A 22,985-nucleotide genomic window follows, 5' to 3' on the forward strand; every position below is an offset into this window, starting at 1 on the left:
AAGCGTATTGAAATAATAGTTTCCTTTCAGTCAATTTGTAATGGTCATCCATTAACACTCGTCTTTTAAAACCGGCAGAAGGTGATGCTTGTGGTTGCGCCAATAGAACATTGTTCTAAAATAAACCATAACTAATCAAATTTCTGGCGCTCTATGAAGAAGGTATTTTTACTATTATCAATCTCTTTTCTTTTTTTATTTAAATCTTATGGCCAGGCTACGCTTACCCGAAGTGTAGTGGCCAGTACCGGTTCGAGCGCACAGGTTGGAGCAACTTTAGTGCAGTTTACCGTTGGAGAGGTTGCCACTTTAACCCTCCAGAGTGCAGGCGTAATGCTAACCCAGGGTTTCCAGCAGCCCGAAATTATAGCTTCTAACTTCGTCCCAAATGCAGTGGGCAATATGCGGGTTTACCCTAACCCTGCCGTTGGAAAAACGAAAGTAGATTTCGATTTACTGACTGATGGCAAAGTGATTATTAACCTGGTTAATAACGCTGGCCAGATTGTTCATTCGAGTTCGGTTACCAGCCTGGCCGGTAAAATAGAATATGTAATACCATTAAACGGACTTGCTTCCGGAATGTACCATGTGGTACTGTACGTTAACTACCGTACATTTTCCGAAAAGCTTGTTATTCAATAAAATACTGTTAACCATCTAAACAACGTTTATGAAAACGCTTACCAAAATTGCATATGCTGCACTGATTTTGTTCTGTTCGGTCAGTTATGCAAAGGCTCAGCTTCAAAATCAATATAGTACGGTAACTACTGGCGCATCATTTTTATTAATCAGTCCTGATGCGCGCAACTCGGGTGTTGCAGAGGCCGGAACCGGATTAACAAGCGATGCAAATTCTAATTTTGTTAACGGGGCAAAACTTTCCTTCGCAAATAAAACAGGCATAAGTGTTTCTTATGTGCCGTGGATGAAGGAAATTGATAAAAACATGCACCTTGGCAACTTAAATGCTTACCACCAGTTAAATGAAAAGGAGGTCTTAGCTGTTTCTTTAAGATATTTTGACCAGGGTAGCATTAATTTCCGCGATGAAAATGGTACATTTTTACAGCAATACAATGCGAACGAATTTTCGATAGACGGAACTTATTCAAGGAAGTTCGGGAATAATTTAGCCATTGCCTTAACCGGCCGTTTTATCAGGAGCGATTTAGGCAACGGAACGTTTAATGGCCTGCAGGTAAATGCCGTTAATGCCTATTCGGCTGATATTAGTGTGTATTCGGAAAATACATTAAACAACTCTCGTTATGCCTGGGGGGTGAGTTTAACCAATGTAGGTACCAAATTAAAATATTCTTCATCTCCGGGTGGTGAATCTTTTTTACCCATGAACCTGCGCATTGGAGGTGGTTATACCTTGTTAAAAAACCCAAATAACAGCCTCACTTTTCTGGTGGATGTAAACAAGCTAATGGTACCTTCCCCACCCAGATACAAACTGGATGCAAACGGAATTGCTACCAATGAAATCGAAAAAGGCAAAGATCCTTACAGAAGTGTGCCAAGTGCTTTATTTACCTCTCTTTTTGATGCACCGGGCGGTTTTAGAGAAGAAATATCAGAGTTTACCATAGCCGGAGGGATGGAATTTGCCTACATGAACCAGTTTTTTCTCCGCACCGGGTATTTTTATGAAGACCCTGAAAAAGGTAACAGACAACATGTTTCGGTTGGGCTGGGTTTAAAATTAAAGCCCTTCCAGTTTGATATGAGTTATGTTGCTCCAACCGCCAGGCGTTATGTACTCCGGAACGGCGTTAAATTTACCTTAAGTTATGCCATTGATTAATTGTTAAACCGTACTAAACAAGCTATAAAAAATGAAAAAGTTATTTTTCCTGCTGATACTGACCGTTATCGGTATCGCAAATGCAAAAGCCCAAAAATCTACCATTAACACTTTGTTCCCCAATAAAGCTGCAGAAATTGAAAAACTGAACGCTAAGGATAACACATCAAAAAAGGATGTTTCTACACCTACAAAACAGAGGTTGTTCCAGAATTATACCCAGGGTACACAGCGGTCTTCTTTTTCTGCGGCAAAAAGCAAAGCAGCAGTAAGTAATATCAAAACAGCTTCAGAAGCAGAAATCAAAGTTGATAAAAATGAACCAAAAGCAGAGGTTAAACAGCCTCCTATGCAGCAGGAAACCAGCACAAAACAGTAAAATATACATCTAATACCTCTTTACTTAAATTATTCAACATGAAAAAGTTTACGCTCATAGTTGCGGTTACCCTCATCTTTTTTGGGAAAATATTTGCCCAAAGCGGATTAACAGGAATAAACTATCAGGCAGTTGCCCGCAATAACGATGGAACCGTACTTGCCAAACAAAATGTAAAGGTTAGGATTTCTATACTTGGGGCAAGTGCCAGTGGCCCTGTACAATATCAGGAAACTCACGACCTTACCACAAATACATTAGGTCTTTTTACCTTACAGATTGGAAAAGGAAGCCCATCAACAGGAACTTTAACAGGCGTGCCCTGGCAAAATGCAAATCAGTATTTAAAAGTAGAACTCGCTATCGGTGGCGGTGCTTTTACCGATCTGGGGGCAACTCAATTAATGAGTGTACCTTTTGCTTTATATGCAGCTTCAGGTAACCCTGGTCCTGCTGGTGCAACAGGTCCGGCCGGACCAACGGGTGCAGCCGGACCAACCGGTGCTACTGGCGCTATTGGTCCTGTAGGCCCTGCCGGCGCAACCGGACCAGCGGGACCAATTGGCGCTACGGGTGCCACGGGTGCTATCGGACCAGTAGGTCCTGCAGGTGCAACAGGCCCGATTGGATTAACAGGAGCTGCAGGCCCGATTGGTCCCCAGGGTTTAGTTGGCCCGGCTGGAGCAACTGGTCCAGTAGGTCCGATAGGTCCGGCTGGTCCTGTAGGTGCAACAGGTGCTATCGGCCCGGTAGGTCCTGCAGGAGCTACAGGGCCGATTGGTCCCATTGGAGCAACGGGTGCTACTGGAGCTACCGGCGCTCAAGGTCCCGCTGGCCCTGTAGGTCCGATAGGTCCCATCGGAGCAACCGGTGCAACAGGCGCAATTGGTCCGGTAGGTCCTGCGGGTGTTCAAGGTACTCAGGGACCTGTTGGAGCAACCGGCCCGGCTGGCCCCATAGGCCCTGTTGGTCCCGCAGGTTCATTAACAGGAGCTGCAGGTGGCGACTTGAGTGGAAACTATCCTAATCCGGTTGTAAAAGGCTTACAGAATGTTGCTGTTGCAGCTACCGCGCCAACCAATGGTCAGGTTTTAAGGTATAACGGAACAAACTGGGCTCCGGCTAATGCTTCGGGTGGAGGTTTTGCTCTTCCATATATCGCAACCGAGAACAATGCTTCAACTTTATTTTCCATCACCAACGATGGCGACGGAACATCTGTTGAGGGCATTAACAATACCACTACGGCAAGTATTGCAGCAGTGAGGGGCATTGTTAATTCTACTGCCCCTGGAGGTTTTTCTGCAGGCATAAAGGGTATCAATAACGGCTCAGGAGGCTTAGGTATCGGCGTTTGGGGCAGTCAAGCAGGAAGCGGCTGGGGTGTTTACGGGGTAACGCCAAATGGCTTAGGAGTTTATGGAAACTCTACCGCAGCAGGTTATGGCGTATATGGTAATAGTAATTCGGGTACAGGTTTGTATGGAACATCAACCAATGGTCCTGCTGCCAACGTTTCTATTTTAAATAATTCTAATGCAAATACGGCATTAACCGTTAATACATTAGGTAATGGAACGGTAATCAACGCTACAACAAGTGGAAGTGGTATTGGAATAAAAAGTTCAACTGGCAGCGGTTTGGCTATTAACGGAATTACCAGCGCACAAACTTCGGCAGGTGTACTTGGTCAGAATACAGGCGGAGGTGAAGCTGTTGTTGGTTTAACCACCAGTGATATTGCCGGAGCAGTTGTTGGGCGTAATGATGGTGGCGGATTTGGTGTGCGCGGTTTTATAGCTACGAATACCACAGGTACCGGTGTAGCTGTTCAGGGAGAGGTTGGAAATTCCGGAAGTAAAGGCAGGGCCGGTAGATTTATCAATACCAATGCAGCCAATACTGATGTAAATATATTAGAAGTTACATCAAATAGTAATGGTAATATACCTGATAATACACTCGGCAATGCTGCTTCATTTAAGATAGATAATACCAATAGTGTTGGTGCAGCTGTTCGTGGAGAGGTAAATACCATATTCGGTAATTTTGGTGCAGCAGGTATTTTCGGATTGTCATCTGGTACTGGTGGAAGGGCAGGTTTATTTTATGCCTCTAACCCGGCGGGTAATGGTGCAGCACTTATTGCTTTAACCGACGGTAATGGCAATGCAATTACAGCCAACGCAGGCAAAAATGGTAATGCTGTAGAAGCCAATGTAGATGGAACAGGTACAGCCGTTTATGGTTGGGTACCTTCATTTAGTGGAGGAAGGGCTGGCCGCTTCGAAAACTACAATTTAGATAATGAAACGGAAGCCCTAACCGTCAAAACAGTTGGAAACGGAATAGCGGGTAATTTTAAAGTAGACCGTACTACGGGCACTTCTCCCGCGGTGAAAGGTGAGGTAAATTCTATTTTTGCAAATTTCGGTACAGCCGGGGTTTATGGTTTGTCATCAGGCACAGGTGGTTATGGTGGATTATTTTACTCCTCAAATGCTGGTGGAAACGGACCTGCACTCCTTGCACTTACCGAAGGTAACGGAAACGGAATTACCGCAAATGCTGGTAAAAACGGTGATGGTGTTGAAGCAACTGCGGATGGAACCGGAAACGCTATTTATGGATGGACACCTAATTTTGGGGTTGGAAGAGCTGGCCGTTTTGCAAATTTTAATGCTGCCAATGGACAGCCAACTGTTCATGTATCTACCAACGGTACCGGATCGGCATTGCTGATCAATCACACCGGTCCATCAGGAAATGTCTTCATCGGCCAAAGCGGAGGCTCAAATGTTGTCAGGATCAATAAAGCTGGTAAAGGCTTTTTTAATGATGGTACCCAAAACAGTGGAGCCGACATAGCCGAGGCATTTGATGTAAACGGCGCAACAGCAGATTTCGAACCTGGAGATATACTAATTATTTCTACTGACAAAGACAGAGCGGTAGAAAAATCAAACGGCGCTTATTCTAACCTGGTAGCAGGAGTTTATGCTACCAAACCAGGTGTTTTATTAACCGAAGAGAATATTGATTCGGAACTTGTTGGTAAAGTGCCAATGGGCGTTATCGGCGTAATCCCGACTAAAGTTTGTTTAGAAGGTGGTGCCATTAAAAGAGGCGATATGCTCGTAACTTCATCGCAAAGTGGTATAGCCATGAAAGCCGATTTAGATAAGGTTAAAGTAGGTCAGGTTTTAGGAAAAGCCCTGCAGGATTTTAACCAGCAAACTGTTGGAAAAATCCAGGTATTGGTAAGTATTAAATAATGTTCTATATTTTTTAAGGGAAAAGGCTCCGGATGTACATCCGGGGCCTTTTGTATTTTATTAAAAATCGTCATTGCTAGGAGGTACGACGAAGCAATCTTTCCGGTTATCAATCCTACAAGAAAGATTGCTTCGTCGGCTGAAAAAGCCTTCTAGCAATGACGACTCTTTTTTAAGCACAATAAAGGCGGTCGTCACCCTGAATTCATTTCAGGGTCTTACATCTGAGATTTTCCATCCAATAGGAGATATCGGATCAGGATGACGATCTTCAGAAGAATAGTCGTCATTTCGACTGGAACGCAGTGGAACGGAGAAATCTATCTCGGGATAGATTTCTCGGCTACGTTGCACCGAGCCAACGGGTCCGCTCGAAATGACGACTCTTTTTGAATAACAACAAAGAGGGGTCGTCACCCTGAATTTATTTCAGGGTCTTATAGCAAGAAAGATTCTGAAACAAGTTCAGGATGACGATCTTCAGAAAAATAGTCGTCATTTCGACTGTAACGCAGTGAAACGGAGAAATCTATCTCGGGATAGATTTCTCGGCTATCTTTCACTACGCTCGAAATGACGACTCTTTTTGAATAACAACAAAGAGGAGTCGTCACCCTGAATTCATTTCAGGGTCTTACATCTGAGGTTTTCCATCCAATAGGAGCTATCGGATCAGAATGACGAACTTCAGAAGAAAAGTCGTCATTTCGACTGGAACGCAGTGGAACGGAGAAATCTATCTCGGGATAGATTTCTCGGCTACCTTTCACTCCGCTCGAAATGACGACTATTTTTTAAGCACAATAAAGGCGGTCGTCACCCTGAATTCATTTCAGGGTCTTACATCTGAGATTTTCCATCCAATAGGAGCTATCGGATCAGGATGACGATCTGTAGAAGAAAAGTCGTCATTTCGACTGAAACGCAGTGGAACGGAGAAATCTATCTCGGTATAGATTTCTCGGCTACGTTGCACTCCGCTCGAAATGACAATTATCTAGTATTAAAACAATCCCAACTGCCCTTTATCATCTATATTGGTGATTTCCAAATCAATCTTTTGGCGAGCTTTTCTAATCATCAGGCAGCACTCTTCTTTTTTCAATTGGTTTGCTCTATATTTATAAAAAGCTACTATCATGAAAATTTCACTCTCATTCTTTCTTTTATTTTTCTGTCCCTCAATCTTATTTGCTCAAAAATTAAATTACAGCACTTCTTTGCAAAAAGCTTTGCTATCAGCACATTATTTAAAAAAGGATGTTTTGATAATCCTGAATTCAGAAAACACAAATAATGAAAAAGAAAATCCACTTTTTAGCGATCAGGAAATCATTAATAAAATAAATCTTCATTTTATCACTTATAAAACAAATTATGGTGATACCACTTTAAAAGCAATAAAAGAGTATTATAATATCGAAAACTGTCCAAACTATCTTTTTTTACATAGTAATATGGAGCTGTTTTACAGAAACCTAGAAGTAGATGCTCCCAAAGAACGATTTGAACAGATATTGAATTATGCAAAAGAAGCCTCACAACAAATAACCATTAAGAAAGCGAAAAAAGATTATCTAAAAGATACTTCAGATGTAACTAAATTAAAACAGTTAATAGATGTACTTAAAAAACAGGGCGTAACAAATAACGCATATTATATAGAACAATATGCAAAAAAACTAAGCCCGGCTTCTTTTGATGATTATCAAACCGTATTATATATTCTTGAGGCAGGTCCAACAATTAACAGAATCGCTTACAATAAAGCCTTTACAAATAGAACTATTATTGATAGCATTTTTAAAAAGGAATCATCGCAAAAAAGAGGTTTTATCTTAAATGTTATCGCCAACAATACAATGACCAATGCAATAAAAACAATTTGTTTGGCCGATGCTCAGAACACAGCTAATTTTTATAAAAACCAATGGAAAAATAACGAATATAACGGGCAAAAAATTTACAATGAAAAAATGCTTTTTTATTATAATGCCATTAAGGACACCGCTAACTATTTTGAAATAGCTACCAATCACTACGATAAATATTACATGAGTATTGAAATGGATAGTGTTAAACGATTAAAATTATTAGAAAAATCAGACAGTACATTACGTTTTAATCCGGGATGGAAAGCCAAATCTTTTCCAAACGGATTAAATGAGGCAGCCTGGAACTTTTATTCATCTGGGACCAGAAATCAGAAACGCCTTTTAAAAGCTGTAAAATGGAGTAAAAGAGCTGTTCAGTTAGATCCAAATGCAAATAACTACGATACGCTGGCACATTTATTTTACTCATTAAAAAGTTTTAGGAGAGCTATTAAAGCTCAGGAAATTGCAATAAATATTGCAAAAACCAATGGGCTTTCAACAAAGGATTATTTTGAAAGCTTAATGAAAATGAAGTCAAAAACTCTCTAGTTAAGAAATACCATTACATAGATCTCTCCACTGCGGTCGAGATGACGATTATCCTCTTTTTCAAATCTGCGCTTCTTTTCTGCGGCATCTGCCCACATCAATAGTTTCCCGCAGATCTAACAAATTCAAAATACCATACTGCGCTTATTTCAGCATCTATCCTGCAATTAAGATCCTGAAACAAGTTCAGAATGACGAACTTTAGAAGAAAAGTCGTCATTTCGACTGGAACGCAGTGGAACGGAGAAATCTATCTCGGGATAGATTTCTCGGCTACGTTTCATTACGCTCGAAATGACGACTATTTATTTAAAGCAAAATAAGACAGTCGTCTTTAAAATCTAAAACAACCCCAGCTGCCCTTTATCATCCATATCTATATCATCCGGATTGGTGATTTCGAAATCTACTTTTTTAGCCGTTTTTTCTTCTGTTTCAGGTTTTTCTTCTGCTTTGGCTTCTTCCTTTTTAACCGGTTCCGGCTTCGGCTTCACGGTAACAGGTTTTTCGGTTGCCTCAGGCTTTTCGGTTTTGGCAACAGGTTCCGTACGTTCGAATTTTGGTTTTGGTTTTTCGGCTACAGGTTTTTCTGTTATTTCGGCATCCGTTACTTCGGTCTCTGTTTCGGCATCAACTGGTGTTTCCTCTTCCAGTGTGTTTTCTTCAGATGCATTTTCTTCATCAACCAGTCCATCGTCCTCACCCCCGTCTGCAACTGGTTCCTCAACTTCTTCTTCTACTATTTCCGGTTCTTCAAGTGTTACCTTCTGAATATCATGTGGCGATAAGCGGTTTCCATTAGCCTTTAAACCTTTAACATCAATCAACTCTGCGAGGGTTAAATCTAAAGTTTCCGGAATCTGTGTTTTTCCTTTCAGCACATCAACAATAACTTTTGCCCCAGGGTTAGAGGTTAGGTATAATAGTTTCGATTTCTGCTCTTCACTGATAAAAATGGTTTTCCGGCCGTTGGCCTGAAGTTCGAATACAAAACGTTTGATAAAATAATTCTGCGCCTTGCCTTCAAAATGTACCGCAGCAAAAGTTTTCTCCGGATTAAACTTCTCAATCAGGAGCAAACCATCATCAAAGTGATTGCTCAGCTCGAATGAACTTAACTCGTAATAACCATCTTTGTGTACCTGTAAAATACGATCATCGCCATCAAATTCGCCAAGATATTTTCCACGTCCGTCAACATTTAGACGTTTCAGCAGGTCGTCATACCAGATCTTCAGTCCTGATAAGGTAGAAACCCCTTTACTTTTAAGTACAATTTTCTTTACCGGGTATTTCGAAACGATATTCCCCTGCGAACCACGGCCTTTAATGGCCACCTCTGCAAAATCGAGATCGAACTGAAGTTTACGCAGTTTAGAATGCGGTTTCAGTGCCACATTTACTACCTCAGCTTCACCGTTAGGATTTGGCGTAAAATATAATACCTTCGAGCCTTTCGATCCCTTGGTTAAATCATATTCCTTATCGCGGGTAACCCCTACCACAGCAAACCTTTTTATATAGGCTGTACCACTAGCACCATCTTTGTAGATCATGTTGTAAATGGTACGTTCATCATTTTTCTTAAATACCTGCGCGTGGATGATATTTTTACCCACAAAAGTTTTGTCGGCCACTTTGGTAATAATACATTTTCCATCCTCGCGGAAAACAATTACCTCATCAATATCCGAACAATCGGCAACATGAATATCTTTCTTTAATCCTGATCCGGTTCCGATAAAACCATCCTCTTTGTTCATGTATAGCTTAACGTTGGCCAATGCCACTTTCGAAGCTTCTACACGATCAAACAAACGGATTTCGGTTTTACGTTCCCTGCCTTTTCCGTATTTATCTTTCAGTTTCTGGTACCAGGCAATCGCATAATCGGTAAGGTGTTTTAAATGGTTTTTAACCACTTTAATTTCATCTTCCAGGTTTTTCATCTGCTCATCTGCCTTTTTCACATCAAAACGGGTGATGCTACTCATCGGCTTATCGATCAGCTTTTTGAAATCCTCGGGCAATATTTCGCGGTAAAGTGAGGGTTTAAAAGGGTCGAACAAAATATGTAAAACCTCTACTACCGTCTCGAAATTACTCGAATTTTCGTATTCAGGATTTTTATACATCCCCTCCTGAATAAATATTTTCAGTAAAGAGCTAAAAAAAATCTTTTCCTGCAACTCATGCAGACGGATTTCAAGCTCCTTTTTAAGTAAACTTTTAGTGTGTTTTGTATTCTCGATCAGGATGTCGTTTACACTTAAAAAGTGTGGCTTATCACCCTGAATGATACAGGTATTCGGCGAGATAGATACTTCGCAGGCCGTAAAAGCATACAGTGCATCTATGGTTACATCTGGCGAAATACCCGGCGCCAGGTGCACCACAATTTCTACATTGGCCGCGGTATTATCCTCGATCTTTTTAATCTTGATTTTGCCCTTATCGTTGGCCGATAAAATACTATCAATTACCGAACCCGTAGTGGTACTGAAAGGTACTTCGGTAATGACAAGTGTCTTTTTATCCTTCTCGGTAATTTTTGCACGAACACGGATTTTACCTCCACGCTGACCTTCATTATAGTTTGAAAAATCGGCCATACCACCCGTAAAAAAATCGGGCAATATATTAGGGCGAACCCCCTGTAATGCTTCAATTGAGGCATCTAACAGCTCGATAAAGTTGTGCGGCATTACTTTGGTAGCCAAACCAACAGCAATACCTTCGGCGCCCTGCGCAAGCAATAAAGGAAACTTAACCGGTAAGGTAATCGGTTCATTGTTACGTCCATCATAACTCAGCTGCCACTCTGTAGTATCCGGATTAAACACTACTTCGTTGGCAAATTTTGATAAACGTGCCTCAATATAACGCGGTGCCGCAGCACTATCGCCCGTAACCGGATCGCCCCAGTTACCCTGCATATCGATCAACAGGTCTTTTTGCCCGATTTGCACCATCGCATCGCCAATAGAAGCATCGCCATGCGGGTGATACTTCATTGTATTACCGATTACGTTGGCCGCTTTATTAAAACGCCCGTCATCCATCTCCTTTAGCGAGTGCATAATGCGGCGCTGTACGGGTTTTAAACCATCGTGGATGTGCGGAACCGCCCTATCGAGAATTACATAAGACGCATAATCGAGAAACCAGTTTTCGTATAAACCGTTAATTGGGGTTATGGTATGTTTGTGCTCTTCGTTTACGTTTTGATCTAATTCTTCACTCATTTATTTACAAAAATTGGCAGCCGTAAATATAATAAAAATGATTGCACAGAATGAAGTGAGGTTATTCACATTTCGATCCTTCAAAAGGTTAAACATAAGTCGCATCATCTCGACCGGAACGAAGTGAAGCGGAGAGATCTATCTCGAGACAGATTTAGCTTCGCTGAGCACTTCGTGGTTCTCGACTGCGCTGCACTTCGCTCGAAATGACGATAACTTATAAAGTATGGTAAAAGAAAAGATCCTTCATTAAAAAAACGTCATCTCGACTGGAGCCTCGGCGGAACGGAGAGATCTATCCCAATAGTAGTTCCAAGATAGATTTCTCCGCTACGGTCGAAATGACGATGCTTATGAAGTTTCGTAAAAGAAAAAGATCCTTCGTTGCACTCAGGATGACAGACCGATTAGTTATTCCGTTCCCAACAATACCCCCGAAACATTCCATGCGCTTGAGCTGCCGCCTTCAGACTTACCCATTGGTATAGTTACCTTTATAGTATGCACACCGGCTTTTAAATCGCCCAGGCTGATCCAGTTCGGATTGGTAACCGTACCCGGGCACCAGTTAGAACGACTTAAGTCAGATGAAGATAGCCCGCTTTCGAAATTACCTGAAGCCGGGTTTGATAAACGGTACGATCCGCAGTCCTGCCGCCATGGTGTAAAAGCAAAAGCTTCTTTTTCGTCTAACCAGATCGTATTTTTCTTCGGTACAAACTCATCACCATTTCCCCAGCCGCCATGTCCGGTGGTAATGTAGCGCAGTTTTGCATCCTTTAAATCTTTTGCTAAAGTGAAAGAGACTTCCAATCCTTTTTCACTGCTAAACATGGTTGCATATTCCTGTCCGGCCATTTCCATTACATTCGTCGAATTGAATAGCGGTAAAATGACTTCTTTGGCTTCTTTTGGCCTCCCGCCGTTATGTAATGTGATGTTTAACGAAACTTTGTGACCGCCTTTATCATAGTTACCGATAAAAACAGCTACCCAAACTTCCTTTCCGTTTACCAAGGGAAATAATTCCGAAACATCCTGACGGTAATATACTTTTTCAGCCCAGTTTTTATCCTTCAACTTTAAAGTATTGTATTTACCTACACCAAATGGCGTAAAAAAGCGCATCAGCTCAATTACCGGATTATAATTTGCAGTGGCTACAACGCCCTGGTATTTCTTTCCATTCCCATTATCATAAACCGGCAGTTCTTTAACCGAATTTTTAAGTGCATCCATTAAACTGATCTGATTATCCGTTGGGATGATAAATACAGAACCCGTCCTGTCGTAGGCGTCGCCGTTTGATTGTTCTGTTAAATCAACAAATACATTTGGGTTGGCCAATGCCGGGAATTTAACTTTCCGGGCGATAACCGTTCCGCCGGCATAACGAAAAATAGAATCGTTCGATTGTGGTTTATCAATAAAATTTATCTGTTCGTTGTTAAAAACATTTAAAGTGGTAAATCTACTTTTCCATAGCAGATCTTTATAGGTAAGTCCATCAGTTAATTTAGAACTTATTTTTTCCAAATCAATAGGCTGTACCTTCTTTACCTCTTCAATTTTGGTAGCGGTTACATAACTGTTTCCATTACGTACCTGTTCCAAAACCAAGCCAAGTGTTTGACCTAAACTGGTTGGCGCAGCTTTAATACCTGCATCTGTAGTATACCACAAATCGATCTGGTTTGAATTAACCACCGTTGAAGCTTTTTTACAGGTATAGCCTAAAATCACTTTAGTTTCTGCACCAAATTCGAAAACCTGTTTAGCAATCGAAGCACTATCAGTAGTGGCAATCTGGTTATTTACATCCAGATCGGCCACCTGAAATAATATATTTTCGGGTTTGGTTACGATGCTTTGCTCAAAAGGATACTTTGCTTTCCGGTCTAAAATACTGGCGTTACTGATTAAATTCTGCTTTGCGGAAACAATTGTGATGGCAGGATTACGGTCTTCCTTAGGTTTTCCATCGGCCGAACGGAAGTAGGTTATCTTATAAACAGCGTTACTTTTAAGTACGCCCTGCGCCTGCAGGTTACAAGAAATAAAAATAGTAAAAATGAGGATGTAGAGGTGCTTCATTATGGTTAAAAAACCAAATATAACTAAAAGTCGGATGTCTGGGGTCGGAGGTCGGAAGAAATAGTTGCTTAGTCAATTGGTAAAAGCATTGCTTTTTTTTGCCATATAAGGCATACGAGAGCCATATAAGTTTACTTGTTCTAAATTTATATGGTGATCAAATAGCAGAGCTACCGTTAACAGACTCAATTAAAAAGGGTCGTCACCCTGAATTTATTTCAGGGTCTTCCATACTAAAAAGATGCTGAAATAAATTCAGCATGACGAATTGCGTTATTCCGCTCAAAATAACAGCCTGTTCTACCGCTCCAACCTATCCTCAACAAAAGCAAAAGGCAGTAAACTCTGCACACTGGGTACTTTTAAGACTTCGCCGTTTAAACAATAAAAAATCACCTCAATTGGTGCTTTCTGTTTACGTTCGAACTCTGCCATTACCTGTAAACAGCCACCACATGAAGTAATCGGTTTTAAAATTTCAAAATTATCAGTCTGTGCAGTAATCGCCATGCTTTCTATCACGGCATCCGGATAGGTAGAACCGATACTGAAAAGTGCAACACGTTCGGCACAAAGTCCTGACGGATACGCCAGGTTTTCCTGATTGCTGCCCAGTATGGTTTCGCCCGATGCCAAACGGATGGCCGTACCTACCCTAAACTTCGAATATGGTGAATAAGAAGTACTTAAAGCCTTTTCCGAAAGTTCGCAAAGCGTTCTATCTGCCAATGTTAATTCTGTGATACCATTATATTGCTCAAAGGTTATATTTAGATTTATTGATTTCATTTTTAACTGTTTACATCACCGCCTGTGTTAAATTTTTATAGCGGGCGAACAATTTAAGTTATTTTTTGTATTATTTAGTAAAAAGTGCCTTAAATTTAATTTTAAATGGCATGCTTTTGGCATTTAAGTGACTCACCAAACACCCGTAGCTTTGAATAAATACGTACGTAAAAGTCTAAAAATCTTATTGTGGGTAATTGCCTCCATCATCATCCTGGTTGTGGGTGTTGCCCTTTCTTTAAATATCCCAGCCGTTCAGAATTTTGTTAAGGGTAAGGCCATTAACTACCTTAAAAGCAAAACCAAGACAGAAGTAAGCCTCGAAAGCATTAAAATCGCTTTGCCCAAAGATGTGGTTTTAAACAAATTTTATATCGAAGACCGCAAAGGCGATACCTTATTATATGCAGAAAAACTTGCGGTTGATATCAGCTTATTTAAGCTGTTAAAAAACACGGTCGAGGTGAATAATATTGAACTAAAAAACGTACGCGCAAACGTAAAACGTATTAGCCCCGATACAACATTCAATTTTTCTTTTCTGGTAGATGCCTTTGCAAGCGATCAGAAAAAGCCTGAAGAAAAGGTAAAGAAAGACACCACTTCTACCTTAAAATTTTCTGTTGATAAAGTTTCGTTCGAAGATATCGGCATCAACTACCGCGACGATGTTGCCGGTAATGATGTTAAATTGTATTTAGGTGCCTTTAAAACCAAAATCAAAGATTTCGATCTTGCCAACCAGCATTATGTGATTAAAGAATTAAGCCTGGTTAACACTTCATTACGTTATTTACAGCAGAAACCACTCGTAAAACTAGTTCAGCACATTACCAATAGCGTAGACAGCACACAGAAAGAACAGGGAAAATTACCGCTGATAGAAGTGCAGAACTTTGTTTTCAGTAATGTGAAGGTTAATTACGACGACCAAATCTCGACTACAAAAGCGATAGCCGATGTGAACGATCTTGGTTTGGCAAACCTGAAAGTAGATTTAACCAACAGTAAATATGCGGTTGATGATGCGCATTTAAATAAATCAAATATCCTTTTTGCCTTTAAACCTGCGCCAAGCAACGATTTAAAGAAAGTTAAAGATACTGTTGTACCCGAGCAATCGCCATTGGGACTAATCATCAAGAATATCAGTTTAGCTGATAACAATGTACAATTTGATAACCTGGGTGCAAAACCTGCACCTAAAGGTATGGATTTTAACCACCTCAAAATCAACAACCTTAATCTGGGTGCCAGCAATGTAAGTTATAGTGCAGCAGGAATTAAAGCCAATGTTAAAAATGGATCGTTGAAAGAAAAAAGCGGTTTTGTACTCGATGAGTTGCGTGGTGATGCGGTGTATAATGATAAGCAGATTAAGCTCACAAATTTCATCCTGAAAACGCCTAATACCTCGATAGAAAATGCCACGGAGTTAAATTTCACCTCGATGGAAGATTTAACCAAACATCCTGAGCGCGTAAAACTAAATATTGCCCTAAAAAATACCACCATTGGCTTAAAAGATGCCGGCTACTTTAGCAATGCCGTACCTGCAAATTACCGCAACGAAAAAATAAAAATAAATGCAGATGTGAACGGCTACTTAAATAACCTGAACATCCCGAAATTACAGATTAGCGGACTAAAAAACACGCAGATCGACATCAGTGGAAAAGCCAGGGGCCTGCCTGATATCAAAAAAACCTTTCTCGATTTAAACATCAAAAAACTCCATGTAACCAAAGGCGATATTCTGGTGGCTGTACCTAAAAAATCGTTGCCCCCATCAATAGATTTGCCTAATGTAATCGACGCCAAAGGAAACTTCAAAGGTTCGATGACGGATTTTAACACCAACCTGAATATTAATACAGATATGGGTGGTGCTGTGGTTGTTGCAGGTATGAACGGACCAAAAGGTAAAGAAAGTTACAAAGCAAACATCAGCCTGAACAACTTTAACGTGGGCAGGTTATTAAAAATGCAGCCCAAACTTGGCCGTGTTTCGGTAAAAGCCGATGTGGCAGGTACCGGTCTCGATCCTAAAAAAATCAATGCTAAATTTAATGCAAGGGTATTAAGTGCCTATTATAATAAATACACCTACCGCAATTTAACGCTTGCCGGAAATTACAGTAACCAGAATATCAGCATTAAAAGCAGCATGCCTGATAGCAATGCAAACTTTAATTTAGATGCCAAAGTAAATCTTGCAGGTAAATATCCGGCAGTAAAAGCCGATTTAAATTTAAAACAGGTTAATCTTCAGGCTTTAAATTTTAGCCCAACCGTTTTAAGTGCTGCCGGTGTAGTTAAAGTAGATCTGGCCACTGCCGATGCCGATTATTTAAACGGATCGGTTGATGTTACAGGTCTTCAGCTCGTAAAAGACAAACAAAAAATCAATGTTGATACCATTTCAATTCGTGCCAAATCAACCGCTACCGAAAACGAACTGACCTTAAAATCCGAAATATTATCCGCCAAAATTGATGGTAAATACCAGTTAACCAAAGTGGGCAGTGCGGTAATCAACGAAATCAATAAATATTATGCTTTTGGTACCGTTACTAAAGTTCCCGATCAGCGTTTAAGGTTCAATGTACAGATTTACGATTCTAAACTGCTTAAAAACTTTGTTCCGCAGCTCACTGTATTCAAACAATCGCAGTTTTATGGTTTGATTGATACCCAAAAAGACAGCCTGCAGATTAAAGGAAATTTCCCGCAGGTGGTTTATGGCGATTTTAAGGTAGATACTACTGTTTTAAACATCAATAACGACAATAACAAATTAGATTATAGCTTAACGGTTAAAAGCTTGCAAAGCCCTTCCATTGCACTTTTCAATACAGAAGTAAGCGGCGATGCGGCGAACAACAATTTAGGTGTTAATATCTTCCTGCGCGACAGGCAGCTTAAAAACAAATATGTAATCGGTGGTACTTTCCAGTCAATCAACAAAGATTTTAAATTCACTTTAGATCCACAGAAACTATTGCTCGATTATCAGAAATGGGTGGTTTCGCAGGATAATTATATCCAGTTTGGGGCTTCGGGCATTTTGGTTAACCAATTCCAGATCAGCAACAGTGGTCAGTCGCTTTCCATCAACAGCAATCCAACACAACCAAATGCACCATTAGCAGTAGAGTTTAAGGATTTTCAGTTAGAAACCCTGACCAAATTTGCCGAAACGGATACTACACTGGTAGGTGGCCGCTTAAACGGAACAGCAAATGTGAAAGATTTAGCATCAACTCCAAAATTTGAAGCCAACTTAACCATCGATCAGTTGCGTTACCAGAAAGACCAGTTGGGAACCCTGCGTTTAGCGGTAAACAACAATACCGAAAATGCTTTCGAGGTAAACGTGGCCTTATCAGGTGTGCACGAGTTGAGGGTAAATGGATTTTATTATACCGCACCTCAAAGCGCACTTGATCTTACGGTGAATATTGATAAGATCGAGATGAAAAACATTGAAAGTTTATCGGCAGGTCAGCTTAAAAATGGCACCGGAACTTTAACCGGAGCACTTACCGTTAAAGGTTCACTTACTGCGCCTAAAATCCTGGGCGATTTAACATTCAACAACGCAGGCTTTAAAGTAGCTTATGTAAATTCATATTTCCGCATGCCAAACGAAAAAATTTCGTTTACAAATGAAGGAATTGGTTTTAACAACTTTACCCTGATCGATTCTTTAAACCAAAAGGCTACCATTAACGGAAATGTTTATACTACTGATTTCAAGAATTACCGCTTTGGTTTAGATATCAGAATGAACAATTTCAGGGCGATTAATTCTACTTCGGCAGATAACGATATGATTTACGGAACGGTTTTCCTTACCAGCGATATTAAAGTACGCGGAGACCTGAACCAGCCTGATGTGAACATGAACATTAATGTAAACAAAGGCACTAAATTTTTCTTTGCACTGCCAAATAGTGATCCTTCCATTATCGATCAGGAAGGTATCGTACAGTTTATCGATGCTGATGCACCGCCATTTAACGGACAAAAAGCATTAAAGGTTGATAGCATAAGCAAATCTCCTGTAAAAGGCATAAACCTGGTGGCAGCAGTAAAAATAGATCCCGAAGCCGAACTTAATGTGGTAGTTGATCCTTCAAACGGCGATGCGCTGAACATTAAAGGGGAGGCTGATCTTAATGCAACAATGGATCCGAGCGGTAAAATCAGTTTAACCGGTCGTTACGAGATTATTGATGGTTCTTACAACTTATCTGTTGGTCCGCTGGGTAAAAAAGCTTTTAAACTGGTAAAAGGAAGTACCATTGTTTGGACAGGTGAGCCAACTTCGGCAAATGTTAATTTAACCGCACTGTACGAAGTAAATGCTGCTCCTATCGATCTGATTAACGAACCCGATAATATCCAGGCCAAAACGAAATTACCTTTCCAGGTTTACCTCATGATGAAAGGCGAATTGTTGAAACCGATCATTTCTTTCAAACTCGATCTGCCTGAAAATGAACGTGGCGCCTTAAACGGAACTGTTTATACTAAACTGATTAATGTAAACCGCGATGAAAGCGAACTGAACAAACAGGTTTTTGCCTTATTGGCGTTAAACAGGTTTATCGCCAACAATCCGTTCGAAAGTTTGGCCGGTGGCGGCGGTGGTGTTTCTACCTTAGCAAGATCGAGTGTAAGTAAATTGCTTACCGAGCAGTTAAATAACCTTGCGTCTGATCTGATACAGGGTGTAGAACTTAACTTTGGCGTAAACTCATCAGAAGATTATTCTACCGGATCGTTGCAACAGAAAACGGATCTCGAAGTAGGTTTATCTAAAAAATTACTAAACGACAGGTTAACTGTAACCGTTGGAAGTTCTTTCGCTTTAGAAGGACCTCAGGCACCGGGCGAAAAATCGACAGATATTGGCGGTAACGTAAACGTAGAATATGCTTTATCGGCGGATGGAAGATATAGATTGCGGGCTTACAGGCGCAACCAGAACGATGTAATTGTACAGGGACAGATTATTGAAACAGGATTAGGTTTCACACTCGTTGTAGATTATAATAAATTCAGAGAGATTTTCCAGAAAAAACGAAACAGAAGAAACATTGAACAAAAACCTAAAAATGAAACAACTAACTAGACCAATTTTATTTATACTGGCCTGCTTAGTTTGGGCTGCATGTAGCTCTACGAAATCGTTAAAGCCGGGACAATATTTATATACAGGTGCCGAAGTAAAGATCAATCCGGATTCATCAGGCAAGATTGATGATGAAAAACAGGTAAAAAGTGATTTAGAAAGCAAAACAAGACCCCGTCCCAACAAATCTATTTTGGGTATTAAATATAAGTTGGGCATTTATAACCTGGCCGGCGAACCTAAAAAACCAAAAGGGCTCAGAAACTGGATCCGCAGGCAAGGTGAAGCCCCTGTGCTTTTAAATGAAGTTAAACTGAAATACAATAATGATGTATTAACCAGTTACCTGATTAGTGAGGGTTATTTACAGGCGGCTGTTACCGGAGATACCGTTATTACAGGAAAAAAAGGTAAGGCTGTTTACACTGCAGAAACCGGGAACCGTTACAAAATAAATAAAGTTACTTTCCCACCGGATAGTGGCATCTTAACCAAAATCATCAACCAGAACAAGGATAAAACCCTGCTAAAAGTAGGTGACTATTATGACCTGGATACCTATAAAAATGAACGCATCAGGATAGATAACGACCTGAAAGAACAGGGTTATTTCTATTTTAGTCCTGATTACCTGATCCTCCAGATTGACAGTACCATTGGCAAAAACCTGGTAAACGTTACTGTTAAGGTTAAAGATATTGCACCTGATGCCGGTTTAAAGCCTTATAGCATACGTAATATTAATATTTACCCAAGCTATAGCCTGCGGAGAGATACCATATTAAGAAAGCTAAAACCGATTGAATATCACGATTTCAGCATTTACGATGACCGCAATACCTTTAAACCAAAACTATTCGACCGTTTAGTTTTCTTTCAGAAGGGTGAACCTTATAACCGTAAAGACCACAATCAATCGTTAAACAGGATGGTAAATGTGGGTGCTTTCAGGGATGTTAGGGCGGAGTTTTTACCAATCGACAGTTTCAAAAACAACCAACTGGATCTGAATATTTACCTTACCCCACTCAAGAAAAATTCTTTGAGCTTTTCGGTTACCGGAACCAGTAAATCGAACAATTTTGTAGGTTCGGAGGTAAAAGTTACCCAAACCACCAGAAACCTCTTCAGAAATGCAGAACAACTGGATGTGAGTGTGAGTGGTGGTTTCGAAACGCAAACCAGAGGAACTTCCTTAGGCCGCAATTCGCTATCGTTAACAGCTGAAGCAAAACTGACTTTCCCAAGATTTATCGTTCCTTTTTATAAACCAAACAGTACAACTGCTTTTATCCCGAAAACCATTACTTCGCTCTCTTACCAGATGCTTAACCGTGGTTCTGAATACACCTTACATGCCATAAAAGGAGAATATGGTTATAATTTTAAAGAGAACCAGTATAAGGAGCATAATTTTAATCCTATTTCGATCAGTTATATTTCGACAAGTTTTCCTACTAATAGAAAAGATAGTTTATTCGAAGCAAACCCATTATTAAGAACAACACTTGAAAATCAATTTATCATAGGTAGTAATTACAACTTTACCTATACCAACCAGATGGAAACCAACCGCCGTAATAATGTTTATTTCTACGGTGGTTTAGAAACAGGAGGTAATGTTTGGGGCTTATTTACATCTAAAAACGACCAGGGACAAAAAACTTTATTCAATACACCACTTACCCAGTTCATCAGGGCCGAAGCTGATTTGAGGGATTATTATAAAATTAACCGCAACCTGATCTGGGCCAACCGCTTAAACTTAGGTTATGGTTATGCTTATGGAAACAGTACCTCATTGCCATTTGTAAGGCAGTTTTTTGCAGGCGGAAGTAACGATATCAGGGCATTTCCGGCGCGTACTTTAGGTCCGGGTACCTATAAGGTACCGGATGATGCAATTTTTGCAGATCAGGGTGGTGATATCAAACTCATGCTTAACTCAGAGTTGCGTTTTAAACTGGTGAGTGTACTTTATGGCGCATTGTTTGTTGATGCAGGTAATATCTGGTTAAGGAAAGAAGATCTTGGTGAACCCGGCAAACCAGAGACTGCGAGACTTGGATCAGGCTTTAAATTAAAAAACACATTTAACGAGTTAGCCGTTGGTACCGGTGCAGGTTTACGTGTTGATGCTACTATTTTTGTGGTACGTTTAGATGTGGCTTTCCCTGTGCGCAAACCTTACCTGCCCGAAGGACAGCGATGGGTATTTGATGATATAGCTTTTGGAAATAAAGACTGGCGCAGACAAAATTTAATTTTTAACATTGGGATAGGTTATCCGTTTTAATTTTTCGATGAAAGTAATTACCAGGATCAAAAACTTCTTTATCGCACTTTACCATTTGTTTGTAGCCGCCGGAAAGGGTTTTGTAGAGGATCGCGTAACCAAATTAAGCGCTTCGCTTGCCTATTACACCATTTTTTCGCTTACACCGCTAATCATTATCCTCCTCTCTGCAGCTACCCTATTTTTAGGAGATAAAAAAAATGAAGAAACAAGGGGTAAATTTTTCGGACAGGTTACCGAACTTGTAGGAAAAGATGCTGCAGGCCAGATACAGGGCTTTGTAGAACATGCCAATAAAACCGGTCAATCTACTTTTAGCCTAATTGTAGGTATTGTGGTACTGATTATTGGTTCTACAGCCATTTTTATCGAAATACAGGATAGCATCAATATGATCTGGAAAGTAAAAGCCGTGCCTAAAAAAGGCTGGATAAAAATGCTCACCAACCGGCTCCTCTCCTTCTCGCTGATTGTTTCTATGGGCTTTTTATTACTGGTATCCTTGGTGGTAAACAGTGTGGTAGTAGGTTTGGGTTCTAAACTGGCCAGTTTGCTTTCGCAAAGCAAGATAGATGAGGTAATTCCGGTAGCAAATGATACGATGGCCCTGATTATTTATATCCTGAACAATGTAATTACCCTAGCCGCTGTTACAGCTGTATTTGCTGTTATTTTTAAAGTATTACCCGATGTAATTATCCGGTGGAAATCAGCCATTATCGGGGCATTATTTACAGCCGTTCTTTTCAGTTTGGGTAAATACCTGATTGGGATATATATTGAAAAAGGTAATCCGGGCTCTGCCTTTGGTGCTGCCAGTTCGATCATTGTGATACTGCTGTGGATTTATTATACCTCAATTATTTTATATTTCGGAGCCGAATTTACCCAGGCTTATGCTGAAAAATACGATAATGGCATCTCCCCCAGTAAATATGCCGTGTTTACTAAAATCACTATTGTAGAGAAAAAGGTTGATGTATTGCCGCCGCAACATCCTGAAGATACGGTGGATGTGAGTAAGGCCTAACTTTGCAGGTATTCCCACGCAAATCGTCATGCTGAATTTAATTCAGCATCTTTCTTGCAAAACAGACACTGAAATAAATCCGATAGCTATCTGATCAGGGTGATTTGATAGTCGCGATGCACTAAACCAAAGAAGTCAAGTTTTAAAAACTTGACTTCTTTGTTATATACCTTTTTTAGAAAAGCAGGTGTAATGGTAGTTAGGATTGTTCGGTCCTGCTTTACGCTGCTGCCGATAAAAAATCGGCATTCGCGCCAATCTGGTTTATGTGGCAGGGATAAGGATGCTATTAACGTTTTTAATACCAAACGTTCCTACGGAACGTTGCGCAAATAACAAAATGTTATTTGCTACCCACGAAACGTCCCTACGGGACGATTTAGGATTATTTTTCCTGGCTGTCTCATCGGGACGATTCATGGGTAAAAAAGAAGTCAAGTTTTAAAAACTTGACTTCTTTATGAAAATACTATAACAAACTACTCCCCGGTTCGT

The 22,985-nt window shown here is 40.4% G+C and carries 11 protein-coding genes; 8 read left to right on the forward strand and 3 right to left on the reverse strand.

From position 1 onward, the window contains the following. Positions 1-153: 153 nt before the first annotated feature. The 5 genes from DRW42_RS13880 (at position 154) to DRW42_RS13910 (ending at position 7,896) form a co-directional block, all read left to right on the forward strand. Positions 154-645: a T9SS type A sorting domain-containing protein gene (locus DRW42_RS13880; protein WP_113949432.1), complete on the forward strand. Its 492-nt coding sequence runs from the start codon at positions 154-156 to the stop codon at positions 643-645. 28 nt (positions 646-673) lie between these two features. After that, a complete protein-coding gene (gene porV / locus DRW42_RS13885) occupies positions 674-1,816 on the forward strand; it encodes a type IX secretion system outer membrane channel protein PorV (protein WP_113949433.1) in 1,143 nt (380 codons plus the stop codon). Between the two features lie 31 nt (positions 1,817-1,847). After that, positions 1,848-2,195, forward strand: a complete 348-nt coding sequence (locus tag DRW42_RS13890) for a hypothetical protein (RefSeq protein ID WP_113949434.1) — start codon at positions 1,848-1,850, stop codon at positions 2,193-2,195. A 38-nt stretch (positions 2,196-2,233) separates the two neighbouring features. Next, a complete protein-coding gene (locus DRW42_RS29390; RefSeq protein ID WP_279634136.1) occupies positions 2,234-5,470 on the forward strand; it encodes a collagen-like protein in 3,237 nt (1,078 codons plus the stop codon). Between the two features lie 1,139 nt (positions 5,471-6,609). After that, positions 6,610-7,896, forward strand: a complete 1,287-nt coding sequence (locus DRW42_RS13910; protein WP_113949436.1) for a hypothetical protein — start codon at positions 6,610-6,612, stop codon at positions 7,894-7,896. Between the two features lie 341 nt (positions 7,897-8,237). Here DRW42_RS13910 and DRW42_RS13915 read toward each other — a convergent pair whose 3' ends face one another. The 3 genes from DRW42_RS13915 to DRW42_RS13925 all read right to left on the reverse strand — a co-directional run bounded on the left by DRW42_RS13915 (position 8,238) and on the right by DRW42_RS13925 (position 14,024). Next, a complete protein-coding gene (locus DRW42_RS13915) occupies positions 8,238-11,141 on the reverse strand; it encodes a DNA gyrase/topoisomerase IV subunit A (RefSeq protein ID WP_113949437.1) in 2,904 nt (967 codons plus the stop codon). 411 nt (positions 11,142-11,552) lie between these two features. Beyond that, positions 11,553-13,235: a PNGase F N-terminal domain-containing protein gene (locus DRW42_RS13920; protein ID WP_113949438.1), complete on the reverse strand. Its 1,683-nt coding sequence runs from the start codon at positions 13,233-13,235 to the stop codon at positions 11,553-11,555. Positions 13,236-13,535: 300 nt separating this feature from the next. Beyond that, a complete protein-coding gene (locus DRW42_RS13925; protein ID WP_113949439.1) occupies positions 13,536-14,024 on the reverse strand; it encodes a cytidine deaminase in 489 nt (162 codons plus the stop codon). A 151-nt stretch (positions 14,025-14,175) separates the two neighbouring features. On the opposite strand from DRW42_RS13925, the gene DRW42_RS13930 reads away from it, so the two are divergent. From DRW42_RS13930 to DRW42_RS13940, 3 genes are read left to right on the forward strand one after another with little or no spacing between them, the layout of a single operon-like run. Continuing rightward, the gene (locus DRW42_RS13930) at positions 14,176-19,164 is read left to right on the forward strand and encodes a translocation/assembly module TamB domain-containing protein (protein ID WP_113949440.1); all 4,989 of its coding nucleotides are present in this window, start codon (positions 14,176-14,178) and stop codon (positions 19,162-19,164) included. Further along, a complete protein-coding gene (gene tamL / locus DRW42_RS13935; RefSeq protein WP_113949572.1) occupies positions 19,148-21,460 on the forward strand; it encodes a translocation and assembly module lipoprotein TamL in 2,313 nt (770 codons plus the stop codon). The genes DRW42_RS13930 and tamL overlap by 17 nt, the downstream gene beginning before the upstream one ends. A gap of 7 nt (positions 21,461-21,467) precedes the next feature. Further along, entirely contained in the window at positions 21,468-22,490 is a 1,023-nt protein-coding gene (locus DRW42_RS13940; protein ID WP_113949441.1) for a YihY/virulence factor BrkB family protein, read from the forward strand. Positions 22,491-22,985: the final 495 nt, after the last annotated feature.

The sequence above is a fragment of the Pedobacter miscanthi genome (genome assembly GCF_003315595.1).
GTDB classification, from domain to species: domain Bacteria; phylum Bacteroidota; class Bacteroidia; order Sphingobacteriales; family Sphingobacteriaceae; genus Pedobacter; species Pedobacter miscanthi.

Excerpts from the sequence above, each read along its gene's own strand:
- DRW42_RS29390 (WP_279634136.1), top strand. The coding sequence starts at position 2,234 with ATGAAAAAGTTTACGCTCATAGTTGCGGTTACCCTCATCTTTTTTGGG.
- tamL (WP_113949572.1), top strand. The coding sequence starts at position 19,148 with ATGAAACAACTAACTAGACCAATTTTATTTATACTGGCCTGCTTAGTT.
- DRW42_RS13940 (WP_113949441.1), top strand. The coding sequence starts at position 21,468 with ATGAAAGTAATTACCAGGATCAAAAACTTCTTTATCGCACTTTACCAT.
- DRW42_RS13880 (WP_113949432.1), top strand. The coding sequence starts at position 154 with ATGAAGAAGGTATTTTTACTATTATCAATCTCTTTTCTTTTTTTATTT.
- DRW42_RS13890 (WP_113949434.1), top strand. The coding sequence starts at position 1,848 with ATGAAAAAGTTATTTTTCCTGCTGATACTGACCGTTATCGGTATCGCA.
- porV (WP_113949433.1), top strand. The coding sequence starts at position 674 with ATGAAAACGCTTACCAAAATTGCATATGCTGCACTGATTTTGTTCTGT.
- DRW42_RS13915 (WP_113949437.1), bottom strand. The coding sequence starts at position 11,141 with ATGAGTGAAGAATTAGATCAAAACGTAAACGAAGAGCACAAACATACC.
- DRW42_RS13910 (WP_113949436.1), top strand. The coding sequence starts at position 6,610 with ATGAAAATTTCACTCTCATTCTTTCTTTTATTTTTCTGTCCCTCAATC.
- DRW42_RS13925 (WP_113949439.1), bottom strand. The coding sequence starts at position 14,024 with ATGAAATCAATAAATCTAAATATAACCTTTGAGCAATATAATGGTATC.
- DRW42_RS13920 (WP_113949438.1), bottom strand. The coding sequence starts at position 13,235 with ATGAAGCACCTCTACATCCTCATTTTTACTATTTTTATTTCTTGTAAC.